Below are 16,179 nucleotides of genomic sequence, written 5' to 3' on the forward strand. Positions count from 1 at the left end.
TTTCAATGCAAAACTTAAGGCTTTTAGAAGTGTATTTCGAGGAGTTAGAGATACTACCTTTTTCTTATATCGGGTGATGAAATTGTATGCTTAAAAATTATTACCCCCCAAACTTTCGGTATGATCCTAAAACAGGAACTGCCCAATAAAACATCTTAGAGATGATTTTGTGGAAACAGCTGATTTACAAAAAAAGTCCTGAAGCGGGGAGCTTCAGGACTTTTTAACAAACCAATTATTAACCTAAATTATGAAATTATTTACTCTTATTATCCTCGTTGTCACAACGAACCTCTTTTGTTATTCACTACAATAAAAACGAGGGTTTTAATTGCTTATTATTTTCTGCTTTTCGGATTAACATCTTTTAACAATCTGACCTTCAGCGAAGCTTTTGATTATAATTTTAATGCTTTAAAATTAATTAATAAGATATTTTAAACTTATTTGGATTAATTCATGGGATGTTTTTATATTTGTAACCTACTTATTACGAAATGATAAGTCGGTGAGATTCAGATGTTGCATATTATGAAGGTTCTCTCGTTAAAGCCGTCCACTAGGTTGGAATTCCTATTTATATCAGCGGTGCTGTTGAATGTTGTTAATTTTCACTTACTTAAGAAAACCGTCATTCCACCTTATATTATTCTCTTTTTCTATCTTACCGCTATTCCATTGTATCCCTTGCTGCGGCATCGCTTTTCTCGATTTATTGAAGGGAAGTTCGAGCTGATGATGTATTTTATTGTCATCCTCGGCAGTTACATCACCTTTAGTTTGTTGAGTTTAAATATGTTGTTCTCCAGTCGGCACGTGCATGTGAAGGTGTATAGTGTCAATCGCGTAAATAAAAGAATGATGGGGGGATCCGGAGCTCCGCAAAGTGATCATATCGGTTTATTAGATTTTGAAAATGGGGTGATCCGAAAAGTAAGTTTTACACATAGTTTGAAAAGGAAAAGCCTGCGGCGTGATTCCTTACGTGTCCATCTTTCGGAAGGATTGCTGAAGTTTCCGGTAATCCATAGATACGAACTGCATAAAAAAACTCCTGAAGCGGGGAGCATCAGGAGTTTTAACTAACCAATTATTAACCTAAATTATGAAATTTAATAAAGTATTATCAAGTTCTGTGCCGAAGTAGGCGCTCCTTTAGGTTTTAACATTTATTAACATCTTACTCGACAAGCTTTTTTAATTTCTTGCCTCTTAGCTGGTTTTCTTATACTTATAAAGTGCCCATACATTTAAAAGGACAGCGAATCCTGCAGTAATTGCAAAATGAACCTTGATGTCGTTAAAAGTACTGCCTTTAAGAACCAACATGCGGATGACATCGATAAAATAAGTAACCGGGCTACAGTAGGCAATAGCTTTTGCCCAGTTTGGCATACTGTCTATAGAAGTAAACAGTCCACTCATCAGCATGAAAATCATAATAAAGAAAAAGGCCACAGACATCGCTTGCTGTTGGGTATTGGATACGGTTGAAATCAATAAGCCTAAACCTAGCATGGCAATTAAGTACAAGGAAAGGTAGGCATAGAGGGTAAGCAGGTTGCCAAGAGGCACTATGCCGTAGATTAGGTAGCCAATGCCAAATAGGCCTATTGTAAATATAAAAATGCCAATCAGCCAAAAGGGAATCAGCTTGCCTAAAATAAATTGATATTTTTTGATGGGGGTCACATTAATCTGTTCGATGGTGCCGATTTCCTTTTCCTTCACAATATTCAAAGCACACATGTAGGTGCTGATCATGGTGACTAAGAGGACCAGGATGGCGGGAACCATAAATACCTGGTAGTTCATGTGCGGGTTGAACCAGAAATAACTGCTGACCTGCAAACCGGCCTGTTGTGGATTGCCTTTGATAAGGCCCCATTCCGCTCGGATGTCCTGATTGTAGTTAGCAATAATCTGGTTCAAGTAGGAGCCACCAAGGCCGGCCTTAACGCCATTAATGGCATTGATGGCCACAAAAAGATCCTGTTTGTTTTCTCGGATAAGCTGGCGTTCAAACCCTTCAGGGATTTCAAGGATAATATCAGACTCTTCCTTTTCAATATGCTGCATGGCATCCTGATAGGAGCTGCCATAACTTATGGCCTTAAAATAGCCCGAGCCTACGATCTTTTGATACAATTGCTGTGAAAAGCTAGACCGATCATGGTCTACAAAGCTGATGTTGATGTTTTTGATCTCAAAATCTGCCGCCAAGGGCAAGATAATGAGCTGCATAATGGGCGCAATAAAGATGATGGGCAACAAGGCTTTGTTCCTAAATATTTGCTTAAACTCTTTTTTTAAGAGGAAGATTAAGGTTCTCATTCCAGTCGGGTTTTAAATTTTTTGAAACTTAGGAACAATAGGAAAACGGTCATTCCCAATAAGATGAGGGTTTCCTTCCAGATGGCGGCGAAGCCCAAGCCTTTGATCATGATGGATTTGGCAATGATGTAATACCATTTGGCCGGAATTAGATTGCTAATCCATTGCAAGGGCAGGGGCATGTTTTCTATGGGGAACATAAAGCCCGTAAAAAGTAAGGTTGGAATCATCATGGCCAAAATGGCAATCAGCATAGCCGCCTGTTGGCTGTTAGTGACATTGGAGATTAAGAGCCCTAAAGATAAGGCGGTAATGATTAAGAGGGTGCTCTCTGCAATTAACAGCAATAAACTGCCATGGATAGGCATATCCAATAAGGTTACACTGAGGGTTAAAATGATGGCCAGGTTGATGAGAGAAAGCCCTAAATAGGGCACCGCCTTCGCAATAATCAGTAAGAACGGATTGACCGGTGAGACCAATAGAATTTCCATGGTTCCCAATTCCTTTTCTTTAACGATAGAAATGGACGTCATTAGCACACAGACCAACATTAGCACCAAGGCCATAACGCCCGGAACGAAGGTTGGTGCGCCTTTGAGTTCCGGATTGTAGAGCATGCGGATTTGCGGCGTGAGCTGCAACGGAAGCTTGCTGTTCAGCATGCGTTCCTGTTGAAAGCTATTTAAAATACTGCTGGCATAGCCGTTTAAGGTGTTTGCCGCATTGGGATCGGAGGCATCTAGCAACAGTTGAACGGCCGCTGTTCCCGTGTGGTTCAGGTCTTGATCCAAATTCGCCGGTAGGATGAGTGCCATTTTAATGTTCCCTTTTAAAAAGGAAGGTTCGATTGCTGCCTCATGGTTTATTGTCTTCTCAATCTGGAAATAGGGGCTAGCGGCAAAGCGTTCGATAATCTGTTGCGAGCTGGCATCCTTGGCCTGATCTAAGATCATCATTTTCGCATTTTTAATCTCATTAGATAAGGCAAATCCAAATAAGACTATCTGAACTATCGGCAATCCAAAGAGCATTAACAGGGTCTTTCCATCGCGAAAGACATGGTAAAACTCCTTTTTTATGAAGGTGATAAATTGATTCATAGCTTAATCTCCTAATCGTTGTGCCCCGCGTGCCAATTCGAAGAATACATCCTCCATTGAATCGACCTGGAACTGTTTTTTTAGGTTTTCCGGCGTGTCCAGGGCTTTAATTTCCCCATCTACCATAATGGATACACGATGACAGTACTCTGCTTCATCCATATAGTGGGTGGTGACGAAGACCGTAATACCGCGGACGGAAGCGGCGTAAATAAGATCCCAGAACTGCCTTCTGGTTACTGGATCGACACCGCCGGTAGGTTCATCAAGAAAGATGATTTCAGGGTCGTGCAGACTGGCCACGGAAAAGGCTAGCTTTTGCTTCCAGCCCAACGGCAGGCTGCCTACCATGTTTTTGGCTACATCAGCTAAGCCTAATTGATCGATCAATTGTTGGCCCCGTTGTTTTATTTCTTGTTGACTAAGCCCGTAAATACCGCCGAAGAACTCAATGTTTTCCAAGACACTTAAATCTTCATAGAGCGAGAATTTCTGACTCATGTAGCCTATTCTTTTTTTGATAGCCTCTGTTTGCTTATAGATGTCAAATCCTGCAATTGTAGCCTTTCCGGAACTGGGGGCAGAAAGGCCACACAGCATCTTCATGGCTGTTGTTTTGCCGGCGCCATTGGCACCCAGAAAACCGAATATCTCACCCTTAAAGACCTCAAAACTTATTGCATTGCAGGCAATAAAGTCGCCAAAATGCTTACTGAGATCAACTGTTTGTATTACTTTTTCTGCTTCCATATTAATGCATTAATTCAATAAAACAATCCTCGATGCTCGGCTCGATTGCCAGCATACTGATCTCCTGATGTCCTGCTGCTTCCAAGGTTTGTTGTAGCTGTTGCAGCTGTTGCGCATCTTGGCTTTTAAAACTGATGTGGTGGTATTCGCCAAAGGCATAGCAGGAGGCAAGCTGCTCTTGCTGACGCAGCGTGGCCAATAGGCTAATCATGTTTTTGGCTTTTACGGCATACAAGGGCGTAGGGTATTGCTTGATAATGCCTTGTGGGCTGTCGATGGATAATATTTTTCCATTCTGGATCAATGCAATCCGCTCGCATAAATTAGCTTCATCCATATAAGGAGTTGATACTAAAATACTCATGCCTTGCGCTTTTAACTTCTTAAGCATTTCCCAAAACTCTTTTCTAGAAACAGCGTCTACTCCGGTGGTCGGCTCATCTAAAAACAGCAGCTTGGGGCGGTGAATCAAAGCACAGCAGAGCGCTAGTTTTTGTTTCATACCGCCAGAAAGCTTTCCGGCGCGGCGGTCTTTAAAAGGGGCTATTTGCTCGTATATATCCTGAATAAGGGCATAATTATCGGTTAACTTTTGTCCAAAGACCGAAGCGAAGAAGCTTAGATTTTCCTCTACCGTTAAATCTTGATATAAGGAGAATTTCCCCGGCATGTAGCCCACCTCACGTCTTATTTTCTGATAATCGGTGCGGATATCCCAGCCGTAGACAGTCGCCTCCCCGCTGTCAGGAAGTAGTAAGGTGGTCAGGATGCGAAAGAGGGTAGTCTTCCCTGCGCCGTCCGGGCCGATAAGCCCAAATAACTCGCCTTCCTGCACTGAGAAGCTAACGGCATCCAAGGCTTGTATAGCTCCTTTGTTGAAGGATTTGGATAGGGAGTTGATGCTTACCGCTTCCATATTAATTTAATTTTACTTCACCATACATCCCGATTTTGTACGTGCCATCGTTTTTAACCAGCACCTTAACGGCATATACCTGATTGGCTCTTTCGTTTTTGGTTTGGATGGTTTTTGGGGTAAATTCTGCTTTATCATTAATCCAGCTAATGCGGCCTACCGTTTCTTTCATGCCTTCTTTACCGTCGTCCGTGAATACGCGTACTTGTTGGTTTAATCGGATTTCCGGAAGTTGATCGCCTGAAAAGTAAACACGAAGGGTCAATACACTGAGGTCGGCAATTTTGTAGAGTGGTTTTCCGACGCTAGCCATTTCCTTGGCTTCGGCATATTTGGCAAGCACCGTGCCCCCTATGGGATTGATAATTTTGCTTTTTTGCAATTGATCGTCCAGCTGCAGGAGTTGTACTTCCAAGGGTTGTACGTCCTGATCAATACCGGAAACCGAGAGGTTAAGCGTAGAGCGTTGTGCCGCCAATTGCTTTTGGATAAGGTCAATCTGCGCATTGATATCATCCAGCTGTTTAGCAGGTACGGCATCTTCAAGCAATAGGTTTTGAATGCGCGTACGTTCCTGCATGGCTGTTTTCAACTGCGATTGTAAAGCCGCTAATTGGGTATTGACACTTGGCTTTTTACCCAATAATGCCTTGGCCTGGCTTTCCAATTGTTTTTTCTTTAAATACAGTTGAACCGTGTCTATATAGCCCACAAGCTCGTCGGCCTTGAGCTCCTGACCTTCTTCCAGGTTAAAGGCCTGAATGGTACCCATGGCTTCGGCTGAAATAATGGTTTCAATGGCTTCGAAGGTGCCTGTGGCATCGAAGGTTTCCTGTTTTTTCTTACAGCTATTCAGGAAGAGAAGCGGTAGGAGGATGGCTGCTAGCAGCAGCTGATAGGGTATTGTATGTGATTGATTATTTTTCATAAATCTACTTGGTTTATAGAGATGTACTAGGTATTCCGGCTTTTCTAATTTCCGCGGGTTGCTTGTTGTTTGTATTGGCTTTGTAGCCATTGGATTTTATGGACGATTAAATTCTGTCGTGCTTGATCTTCTTCACTTACAGCGTTCATGTAATCATAACTGCTGATAATGCCATTTCTTAATTGAGCTGCACTGGCCTTTTTTACACTTTCGCGTAAGTTGATTATCTCCGCATCGCTACTTAAGAGATTTTGGTATTTCCTCGCGTCTTCCTGCTGCTGCATCAAGGATAGTTCATTATTGAAAACGAAGGTTTCTTGCTGTTGGGCAATGAGGCCTTTGTTTAGTTCCAGCAGTTTCTTTTCGTTTTTATAGGTGTACAAAGGGGCTAGGTTCCAATTTAAGCGGATGCCTGTGAGGTAAAACCCGCGCATATCCGGATTCAGCATATTGAGTGCGGGTTGGCCTACGCCGCCTTGAATAAAAGCATTGAAGCGTGGTTTGTTTTTGTTTTGAAGTACCTGTTCCTGCATATCCATAGCGGATTGCTGGAGTTCGTAAAGTTTGAGCTCCGGACGGTTTAAGGCCTGGTTGAGCTGCAAAAGCTCTGGTGCAGTGAATTGACAATCCTGAGCAATGGGTTCCCCAATTAAATGGGCTAACATATTGACAAAGGCTTGCTTGTTGGAAAGCAATTCGATATCCTTTTGTTGAACCTTAAGGTATTCGGCTTGCAGTTTATTCAAATGGCTTTTGGTGGAGGTGCCATTTTTGATAGCAGCCTCTACTTGTTGGATGCCATGTTGAATATCGGCTTGCATAAGTTTGCTCTGGGCCAACTGCGCATCGATGAGCATGGCATTAAAGAATAGCTGATTTACTTGCTCGCGTAACTGGTAGAGCTGAACCTCGACTTGTTGGCTTTCAATGGCTTTATGAGTTGCTAATAAATTCTTTTGATCTTTCGCTAGAAACAAATCGCTTAACGATTGGCTTAGCTCTGCATAGGCTTTGTATTGGTCTTTATCCAAAACCGGTACTTCCATATTGGGTACTTGGATGGGAAGCTTGGTAACCTCGGACTGATAGGTGGCAGATGCATTAATGCTGAGCTGGGGCAGCAATGTTTTATCTACATTGGCTAAGCTAAGCTGCTTGGATTGTTCCAACAGGCCGAGCTGCCGAATCAGTGGGAAATTACGTTTTGCCATGCTGAAGCAGCTGTCGATATGGAGTTGATTTTTGCTTTGCCCCTTGCTGTTATTCGGGATGAGAAAGAATCCGAATAGGATAATGCAAAGGGTATAAAAGGTTCTTGTTTTCATGGTTTTTATTTTAATCAAATGATTAATATCATACTAAAAAAATTAAGGTTTGCTGTACATGCTTTTGATCCAGATCGGAATGAGCTTTTTCCGTTCCTGCATCATTTTATGGAATTGGCTATCTTTTGTGCCGGTAATATTTTGAAATACTGGTTTGGCTACAAAAGGAAAGATGATTAAACTAACTAGGTTTAACAAATATTGCAATGGCGAGATATCGGCATGGTTCCCTTCTTGTAATTTCTCTTGAAACTGCTGGTAGAATATGGATTCTAAAACAATGGTCTTTAACGGGATTTTGTCGCCAAATTTGACCGGATTGTTGCGCATAGCCGTGAGGATGAATAATGGAATATCGGGTTCCTTACTGATGAAATCGATGTAACGATCAGCTAGTTGTTCAATTTTCTCATCAAAGGAACTGCTCTCATCATGGAAGACTACAGCCAAGTTATGCATAAACTTAAACACCGTTTCCAGGGTGATAATTTCGTAGAGGTTTTCCTTGCTTTTGAAATAATAACTTATCAAGGCTAAGTTAATGCCAGACTCTTCGGCGATGTCACGAGTCCGCGTTGCGGCATAACCTTTTTGATGAAATACCTTCCGCGCCGCAGCTTTTATTTTCTCTTCGGTAGATTGATCTAATTGCTTTTTCCCTTTCGATGTCGCCATGTATGCCTATAATTTGGCGGTAAAGGTAAGACCTTCAATTAAGTATTGCAAATATTTTAATCATTTGATTAAAATATAAGGCTTTAAAGATTGCTATAATGAGGGGCTTCAAACAAAAGCCTTCACTTTTTTGTTTAATACTTAGAAACTAAAACGCTGTATTATGGAAGAGAAAAAAGAATTTGATGATCAGGAGCGGTTAGAAGACCAACAGGTTCCTGAGGTAGTGAAAGAGGAACCGGATGATAAGCCCGCGGGTATTAATATTATTCGTTCCGTAATTATTGCCATTATTATTTTGGCTATTATCTACTTTGTTTATTTACAAATGATGAAATAGCGATTCATTTATACGTGATAGGAGCGTCTGCAGGATGCTCCTTTTTTTATGCACTGAAGGCTAATTTTTTGTAAATTAGAAGGAAACGTTGATTTTAGCTGTGAAAAAGGAGGGCAGGATGGTATGGGTTGCCAAGCAGATTAAAGTTGACGATTTTGCTAACATTTACCTTTAAACCTATTTCCATGAGCGACCATTTTTCAAGACGTCAGTTTCTGAGTGCCTCTAGTTTATTATTGGGAGGTACCGTATTATCCGGAGTCAGCAAGGCCGATCCGAATGGCTTGTTAGCCGATCTATTACCAGCAGATGGCGCTGCAAAACTTAAAGTAGCCCTCATCGGTACCGGATCTCGCGGTGCCGGAATGTGGGGAAGAGACCTGCAGCGTAATTACAGCCAGCAATTGCAATTTGTAGGTTTATGCGATAAAAATAAAGGACGCCTCGCCTTTGCTAAAAACTATATTGGCTGTGATTGTCCTACCTTTACAGATTTTGAGCAGATGATGGCTCAAACGAAACCTGATCTGTTGATTGTATGTACGATGGACGCTACGCATCATGAGTTCATTATCCGCGGTATGGAACTCGGTAGCAATGTGCTGACCGAAAAACCCATGACAACGGATGAAACCAAGGTGCAAGCCATTGTCGATGCCGAGCGACGCACAGGAAAACAATGCCGCGTGACCTTTAATTATCGCTATTCGCCACACCGCGCGAAAATATGGGAATTGATTCGAAATGGCGCCATTGGGGAGTTAACCTCTGTAGACTTTCATTGGTACTTGGACACCTCACATGGAGCCGACTATTTCCGACGTTGGCACCGCAAGACGGAAAACTCAGGTTCCTTATGGGTTCATAAAGCCACCCATCACTTTGATTTACTGAACTGGTGGATTGAAAGTGATCCTGTCTCGGTATATGCTCAGGGAAGCTTGGATTTTTACGGTAAGAACGGCAAGTTTAGAGCAGAGAACTGCCGCACTTGTCCACACACGAAGGAATGTGATTTCTATTGGGATGTGACCAAAAGTAAATATTACACAGATCTGTACGTGAATAACGAAAAGTATGACGGTTATTTACGCGATGGCTGTGTATTTAAAAACGATGTAGACATTTATGATAAAATGGCGGCAACCATTACGTATAAAAATGGAGTCCAGGTCGCATATTCCTTAACCACCTATTCGCCCTATGAGGGCTATCGAATTGCCTTTAATGGTACCGAAGGCCGGATAGACGCTTGGATTGAAGAATCGCAACCAGAGCAAAAGAAGGATTACGATGAGTTGGTACTGTTTAAGAATTTTGGAAAACGTGAGTATATCCGAATACCGCACGGCACCTCGGGGCATGGCGGTGGTGATAAATTACTGCAGGATCAGATTTTCTTACCGAATATACCAGATCCGCTGAAGCAATGTGCAGCAGCACGTGATGGTGCGCTATCATGTTTGATAGGTATTGCTGCCCGAAAGAGTATTGAACAGAAACAGGTAATCCAAATTGCTGATTTAACCGATATTGAGTTGATGGTAGAAAAGCCTTATCAACGGATAGTTTAATTTGGATTTACCCCTTTACGGAATGCATTAGCAGGCGTTTGAATGGATAGATGGCCGGGAAATGCTTGTATGCTTTGGAGATTTTCTGCAGGAAGCTTTGACGAAAGGCTTCCTGTTGTTCTTTATGTAGTCTTTCCAGGTAAGGGATCAGGGCTGAACCGGAAATAAAATCATAGAGTTCCTCGGCGTTATCGGCAATAATAGGGTAGGTGCGGATGCTGATTTGAATATCCTTCATGCCGTTTTCAAAAAGTAACTGTGCATATTCATCCAGGCTAAGCATCGGCGATTGCCGTCTGAATCCCTGAAGGGCCGCAGCATATTCCGGTTCCTGTACCAATTCGTCCAAGAGGATATTTAAGGTATTGTCTTTTTGCATCGGCATTTGAACCGCCAGCTGTCCGTCCTTCTTTAACTTATCGATAAGCCTCGGGAATAAGCGTTCATGATCATCTACCCATTGTAGCGCGGCATTGCTAAAGATGAGATCATATTGATCAGCTTCCTCTAAAAAATGCTGTATATCTTGCTGTTTGAAGCTTAAGCGGTCGTATTGTATTTCCTTTGCCTTTTCTAGCATTTCCGCAGAAGCATCTATGCCAAGGAATTGCGTGCGTTTGAATCGCTGCGCCAAGAGGAGGGTCTGTTCCCCGGTTCCGCAGCCTAAATCTACCGCAAGGCTGTTTGTATCATCAATAAGGAGCGCCATCAAATCATAAAAGGGTTGATAGCGGATTTCTTTATAGCGATTGTAAATTTCAGGATTCCAAGGCATTTCTATTCGTTTTAAGCCATAAGCTACGAATAATATGCCAAGTTGAAGAAAGTAGGCTTGTTACTTTTCTTTTATTTGATGTTTAGGTTTTAAATATAATTCAATGAAATATAATCTAAAACATGCTATTGTACAGGTTTTTGAATTTTATTTAACTTTTATTTAGCAGTTTGCTTGATGGATTATTAATTCATTGGTAATTATTACTTAACTTTAGATACCTATTATTGTAATCAATTATAATACAAAATACAGTTTGTTTTAAGCTGCATATGAAACTACTATCCGAGCGAGAATCCTTGTTGTTGAAACGAATGAGTGATGGAAATCATCAAGCTTTTGATGAGCTTTATCATGCCTATCATGGCTTATTAATTCAATATTGCCGTCCCTTTATTACCTTAGAAATATCGGAAGAAGAGATTGTTCAGGAGATTTTTGTAGAATTATGGGAGGGTAGAAGCAAGGCTGTCCATATTCGGAACCTCAAAGGATATTTGCTGCAAACTGCTAAGAATAAATTACTGAACATCCACCGTCATGTGTTGGTTGTGGAGCGCATGAAGCAAGAATTTATAGGGAAGCAGCAGCGAGAGACTGCCGAAGATCATCTGATCTTTAAGGAGCATTATGCGCTTTTCCAAAATCAGCTGCAAACAATTCCCGAAACCAAGCGTCAGATCTTTGAATCCCGAGTGTTTGAATCCAAAACAAACAAGCAAATTGCCGATGAGGTACAGCTTTCGGAATCGATGGTGAAGAAGCATTATAAGTACGTTAAGTCCATTTTTGAAAATTTCCTAAAAATTTATCGCTAAAGGGGTGTCCTTTTTTGCAGGCTTGGTGTCTTTACATTAAATGGGAAAGACAATTCAGGAATTATTTGCAAAAATACAAGCAGGAACCGCCAGCGAGCAGGAGCTTGAATCCTTTCGTGAGCTTTTGAAAACCATTCCGGAAGAAGAATATCAATTTTGGTTGGATCAATGGACTTCGCATATGGAGCAAGCTTCGGAAGCTCCCGTTCATCAGCCTCGTCCTATCGCTATTCGCTGGGTAGGCCTTGCCGCCGCAGTGCTACTTATTGCTATTGCATTTTATTTTCCCTTTTCCAATAACACGGATGACCAGCTGGTGCAAGTTGATTCCATCATTGCTGCGCCTGCTAGCGATAAGGCAGTTTTAAAGCTGGCATCTGGTCAGGAATTTAAATTGGATAAAGAAGGTGACATCCTTAGAATTCATACGGAGGAAGTGCTGCTCGGAGGAAAAACCCTAAGCACCAGTCTGGGACAGCGAACGACCGCTATTCAGTACCACGAAATCCAAACGCCTAAAGGAGGTACTATGAAAGTTGAACTTCCGGATGGAAGCCTGGTTCATTTAAATGCAAACTCTACTTTACGTTTTCGGGCCGACTTTCAAACGCATCGAGAGGTCTATATGACGGGCGAGCTGTTCTTTGAAGTAAAGCGCGATGAAAATCATCCTTTCCTGGTTCATACTCAAAAGCAAACAGTGAAGGTCTTGGGGACAAGCTTTAACATTAGTACCTACGAGGGAGATGATCGGGAGGAAACAACAGTAGCCTCAGGTCTGGTGGAAGTAGCTGCAGCAAATCAAAAGGTGCTGCTGAAGCCTAATCAGCAAGCTATGACAGCGGGAAATGCCCTACGCGTTGCTGAAGTAGATTTAGCCAGTATCTTGGATTGGGTGTCCAATGAGTTCGTATTCAAAAATGCAACGGTTCTGGAAGTGATGCAGGAATATGAGCGCTGGTACGATTTAGACATCAACTTGGTCAATCCGAAAGAATTAGAAACAATCAGACTCTGGGGGAATGTAAAGCGTTCCTTAAACGCTTACAAAGCCTTGGAGCAATTAAGCTATTTTGATATCCTATTTGAAGTAAAATCGGAAGGAGGTAATAAGAAAATCAATATCTACAAAAGGTAAAATATGGAGGGCTTCCAGCTTGGACCCTGGAAACCCGATCCTAATAATTGACATACATATGCGATCTATCAACTATCAATTTCTCAAAATTAATGAAATTTAACATCTTTACCCCTGTAGTAAGGACCTGTGCCGCCTTTTTATTTTCCAAAAGGAGAATTCGGGTGTCCAGTACCTTCGTATTGATGCTATGTGCCCTACACCCAAGCTTAGGATTAGGACAACATATCAATTTAAATCGCCAAAACATCAGCATCAATGATGCTTTAATGGAGTTTAAAAAACAAAGCAATGTTTCCATTCTGTATAACGATGCAAGTATTGGCCAGTTTAAAGTAAAAGCCATCAATTTAAAAAATGCGTCCATCCAACAAGCTATGGACAATTTGCTTCAAAATACAGCCTTTGAATATAAGCTAACTGCCGAAAACAGTATCCTAATTAAAAGGAAAGCAAACCAGCCTGTGAATGCACCTAAGCTTCAGCAACAAGACAGCTTAAAAGGAACGGTTGTCGATGATAAAAATAAACCTTTGGAAGGTGTGACAGTTTCCTTGAGTACAGGGAAAGCCAGCACAACAACCGACCGTGCCGGACATTTCAGCATTGCCTCCGCAAAAGATGATGTGTTGCAAGTTAGCTATGTTGGTTTTACCAAGAAAATGCAACATGCACAAATCGGAAAACCCATTACCATTCAACTACAACCCTTGGAAAATCTGGTGGATGAGGTGGTCGTGATTGGATACGGTGAGGTGAAGAAAAAAGATCTGACAGGATCTGTATCGGTGGTGAATGTCGAAGATTTACAGAATATCCCAGTACCCCGTGTCGATCAAATGTTGCAGGGTAGAATCGCCGGAGCAGAGATTGTATCCTCATCAGGAGAGCCCGGAGCAGGAACATCTATTCGTATCCGCGGTACCCGTTCAATATCCGCTACTAATGAACCCTTGTACGTTGTAGATGGGGTGATGGATGCCATTACATCCCTCAACGATATGAACCCGGATGATATCGCCAGCATTCAAGTGTTAAAAGATGCGTCATCAACGGCTATCTATGGATCAAGGGGTAGTAACGGTGTCATCTTAATTACCACCAAGAAGGGGACTCCCGGCAAGAACGACGTCGCTATCCGTGCGGATTTTGGCTATTCAGAATTGCCGCGTTTTCTGGATTTAATGAATGCCCAGGAATTTGCAGAGCTCCAAAACGACCGTTACTACTTCGCTAGTGTTGCTAACCAAACAAAACCGATCGAAAGTTATCCTTATCCAGATCCGGAATCTTTGGGCGAGGGTACCAACTGGACCGATGTGGTTTCGCGCAAGGCGCCCTATCAGAACTATACCCTGACTTCAGCAGGAGGTTCCGATAAAACTCGATACTATTTCTCCGGAAACTTCAATAATAATCAAGGGATTATCCAGGCCTCCGGCTTATTACGCTATCAGGCACGTTTGAACTTGGACCATACCTTCAGCAATAAATTTAAAGGCGGTTTCCGCTTCAATTATTCCTACTTAGACCATGAGTTGAATAAGGTTGATATCGGTACGCAAACCCTTTGGTACCGCTCGACCATCTTCTTGGCACCAACCATTCCTGTTTATAAAGAGGATGGAAGTTTAAACGATTGGAACTCCCAATGGTATACAGGAACCTTATTTGATTCCCCTTTGGCCAACGTTTTATTGAAACGGATCGATCAGGTGAAGAAGACAACATCGCCCATGATGTTTATGGAGTATGAACCGCTCAAAGGATTGAAGTTTAAAACGCAATTCTCCTTTTACGATTATAACAGGTTCGATGATACATTCTATCCATCGACATTACCTTCCCGTTTAAGCAATAATACTGGAGCGTACGCCTCGAAGCGTTCCTATACAGCCAATAACTGGTTGAATGAAAATACCATGTCCTATGCAGCTAAAAGAGATAAGCACGTGTATGATGCTTTATACGGTTTCACCATTCAGAAAAACTGGTATAACAATTTACAGGCTTCAGGAGATGGTTACTTTATCGATGAAATCAATACCAACGATTTAAGTGCCGTTCCTTCAAAGGAAATGCTGAATGTGGCTTCCAACTTTGAGAACAGAACCCGGGTTTCGCATTTGGGCCGTTTGAATTACCAATATAATTCGACCTATTACTTAACCCTAACAGGTCGTGCCGATGCGGGTTCTAACTTTGCAAAAAACCATAAATGGGCGTTCTTCCCATCAGCAGCTTTTAAATGGAACATGAAAAATGAAAGCTGGTTGAAAAATACCAATTGGCTGAATGAATTGGGATTACGTTTAAGTACAGGAGCTTCTGGGAATGATGCAATCGCTACATACCAATCCCTGGATCGTATTTCCTCATCCATGGGTGGCTATATCTTTGACGGCGTGATTCCGGTGTCTTATTTCCCAGCACGTATCAATAATGAAGACCTCACCTGGGAAAAAACAGTAACCTATAATGCAGGATTAGACTTCGCGATTTTAAACCGTAAGCTGACCTTTACCTTAGATGCGTACATGTCGAAAACCTCCGACCTATTATTGACGGTGCAATTACCACATCATGGCGGTTTCCCTACGCGTTTAATGAACCTAGGTAAGACCGAAAATAAAGGGGTAGAGTTAACGGTAGAGTCGCAGAATATCAATAGAAAGGATTTCTCCTGGAACTCCACCTTTACCATTGCGCATAATAAGCAAAATGTAGTAGATATTGGTGTATTTGATCGTGTGCCAACCTATGAAAACCCTTATGGTAGTCGCTATATGATGTACGGTTATGTGGCAGGCAAGCCTTTGAATGCACTATGGGGCATGCAGTATGCCGGAGTTTGGAAGAACAAGGAAGAGATAGAAGCTAATAAAGTCGATAAGCAGTTTGTATCCGCTTCAACAGCCTATTACCAGCCTGGACGCCAGCGCTACATCGATCAGAATAACGATGGAATCCTGGATAATAATGACTTGGTTTACTTAGGCAATGCCGATCCTATTGTGTATGGAGGATTGCAGAATAGCTTCCGCTATAAAAAGCTTTATGTGAATATCTTCTTTAACTATAACCTAGGTGGAAAAATCTATAATCCTACGGAGTTATTCATGGGTACAGGTACTTACTTGTCAAACCAATACCGCTACATGGTTAATGCTTGGCATCCGGTTCGTAATCCAGACTCCGATTATCCGAGAGCAGATTCCAAGGATGATATCCCGAACGACCGTTTCGTCTATGATGCGACCTTCTTGCGCCTAAAGAATGTAACGGTAAGTTATGTTTTTGATTTGAAGAAATTGACCAATAATAAGATAAGCTCCGTTACGGCAAGCATTAGTGGAAATAACCTATTCCTATGGAAAGAGTACAATGGTTATGATCCGGAGGTTTCTACAGATAGTGGAAGCTCGACAATCCGTCGTATGGATAACGGTGCTTATCCGAATAGCAGAACCGTTATCGGCAGTTTAAATCTTAAATTCTAAACA

At 41.9% G+C, this 16,179-nt stretch carries 14 protein-coding genes; 6 read left to right on the plus strand and 8 right to left on the minus strand.

What is annotated here, in order from left to right; genetic code table 11:
• Positions 1–564 precede the first annotated feature (564 nt).
• A complete protein-coding gene (locus GQF63_RS11450) occupies positions 565–1,086 on the plus strand; it encodes a hypothetical protein (RefSeq protein ID WP_160369372.1) in 522 nt (173 codons plus the stop codon).
• 126 nt (positions 1,087–1,212) lie between these two features.
• Here the strand turns inward: GQF63_RS11450 and GQF63_RS11455 are convergent, their stop codons facing one another.
• Genes GQF63_RS11455 through GQF63_RS11485 form a run of 7 tightly spaced genes read right to left on the minus strand, consistent with a single transcriptional unit; the run spans position 1,213 to position 8,031 of the window.
• Positions 1,213–2,334, minus strand: a complete 1,122-nt coding sequence (locus tag GQF63_RS11455; protein WP_160369373.1) for an ABC transporter permease — start codon at positions 2,332–2,334, stop codon at positions 1,213–1,215.
• The gene (locus GQF63_RS11460) at positions 2,331–3,437 is read right to left on the minus strand and encodes an ABC transporter permease (protein WP_160369374.1); all 1,107 of its coding nucleotides are present in this window, start codon (positions 3,435–3,437) and stop codon (positions 2,331–2,333) included. Before GQF63_RS11460 ends, GQF63_RS11455 begins: the two co-directional genes overlap by 4 nt.
• A gap of 3 nt (positions 3,438–3,440) precedes the next feature.
• Positions 3,441–4,187 (minus strand): ABC transporter ATP-binding protein, encoded by a 747-nt coding sequence (locus tag GQF63_RS11465; RefSeq protein WP_160369375.1) that lies wholly within the window; start codon positions 4,185–4,187, stop codon positions 3,441–3,443.
• Position 4,188: 1 nt separating this feature from the next.
• The gene (locus GQF63_RS11470) at positions 4,189–5,103 is read right to left on the minus strand and encodes an ABC transporter ATP-binding protein (protein WP_160369376.1); all 915 of its coding nucleotides are present in this window, start codon (positions 5,101–5,103) and stop codon (positions 4,189–4,191) included.
• Position 5,104: 1 nt separating this feature from the next.
• Positions 5,105–6,031 (minus strand): HlyD family secretion protein, encoded by a 927-nt coding sequence (locus tag GQF63_RS11475; protein ID WP_160369377.1) that lies wholly within the window; start codon positions 6,029–6,031, stop codon positions 5,105–5,107.
• A 44-nt stretch (positions 6,032–6,075) separates the two neighbouring features.
• A complete protein-coding gene (locus tag GQF63_RS11480) occupies positions 6,076–7,356 on the minus strand; it encodes a TolC family protein (protein ID WP_160369378.1) in 1,281 nt (426 codons plus the stop codon).
• Positions 7,357–7,398: 42 nt separating this feature from the next.
• Entirely contained in the window at positions 7,399–8,031 is a 633-nt protein-coding gene (locus GQF63_RS11485) for a TetR/AcrR family transcriptional regulator (protein WP_160369379.1), read from the minus strand.
• Between the two features lie 163 nt (positions 8,032–8,194).
• Between GQF63_RS11485 and GQF63_RS11490 the strand changes: the two genes are divergently transcribed.
• Both GQF63_RS11490 and GQF63_RS11495 read left to right on the plus strand, forming a co-directional pair.
• On the plus strand, positions 8,195–8,371 hold the full coding sequence (locus GQF63_RS11490; protein ID WP_160369380.1) for a hypothetical protein: 177 nt from the start codon (positions 8,195–8,197) through the stop codon (positions 8,369–8,371).
• Positions 8,372–8,556: 185 nt separating this feature from the next.
• A complete protein-coding gene (locus GQF63_RS11495; protein ID WP_160369381.1) occupies positions 8,557–9,945 on the plus strand; it encodes a Gfo/Idh/MocA family protein in 1,389 nt (462 codons plus the stop codon).
• A gap of 7 nt (positions 9,946–9,952) precedes the next feature.
• Here GQF63_RS11495 and GQF63_RS11500 read toward each other — a convergent pair whose 3' ends face one another.
• Positions 9,953–10,720 carry a methyltransferase domain-containing protein gene (locus GQF63_RS11500; RefSeq protein ID WP_160369382.1) on the minus strand — a complete coding sequence of 256 codons (768 nt, stop codon included), beginning with the start codon at positions 10,718–10,720 and terminating at the stop codon, positions 9,953–9,955.
• 272 nt (positions 10,721–10,992) lie between these two features.
• Between GQF63_RS11500 and GQF63_RS11505 the strand changes: the two genes are divergently transcribed.
• The 3 genes from GQF63_RS11505 to GQF63_RS11515 all read left to right on the plus strand — a co-directional run bounded on the left by GQF63_RS11505 (position 10,993) and on the right by GQF63_RS11515 (position 16,176).
• Positions 10,993–11,538, plus strand: a complete 546-nt coding sequence (locus GQF63_RS11505) for an RNA polymerase sigma factor (protein WP_160369383.1) — start codon at positions 10,993–10,995, stop codon at positions 11,536–11,538.
• Positions 11,539–11,578: 40 nt separating this feature from the next.
• Positions 11,579–12,676: a FecR family protein gene (locus GQF63_RS11510; RefSeq protein WP_160369384.1), complete on the plus strand. Its 1,098-nt coding sequence runs from the start codon at positions 11,579–11,581 to the stop codon at positions 12,674–12,676.
• A 92-nt stretch (positions 12,677–12,768) separates the two neighbouring features.
• A complete protein-coding gene (locus GQF63_RS11515) occupies positions 12,769–16,176 on the plus strand; it encodes a TonB-dependent receptor (protein ID WP_160369385.1) in 3,408 nt (1,135 codons plus the stop codon).
• Positions 16,177–16,179: the final 3 nt, after the last annotated feature.

The sequence above is a fragment of the Sphingobacterium humi genome, from assembly GCF_009768885.1.
Taxonomy (GTDB): domain Bacteria; phylum Bacteroidota; class Bacteroidia; order Sphingobacteriales; family Sphingobacteriaceae; genus Sphingobacterium; species Sphingobacterium humi.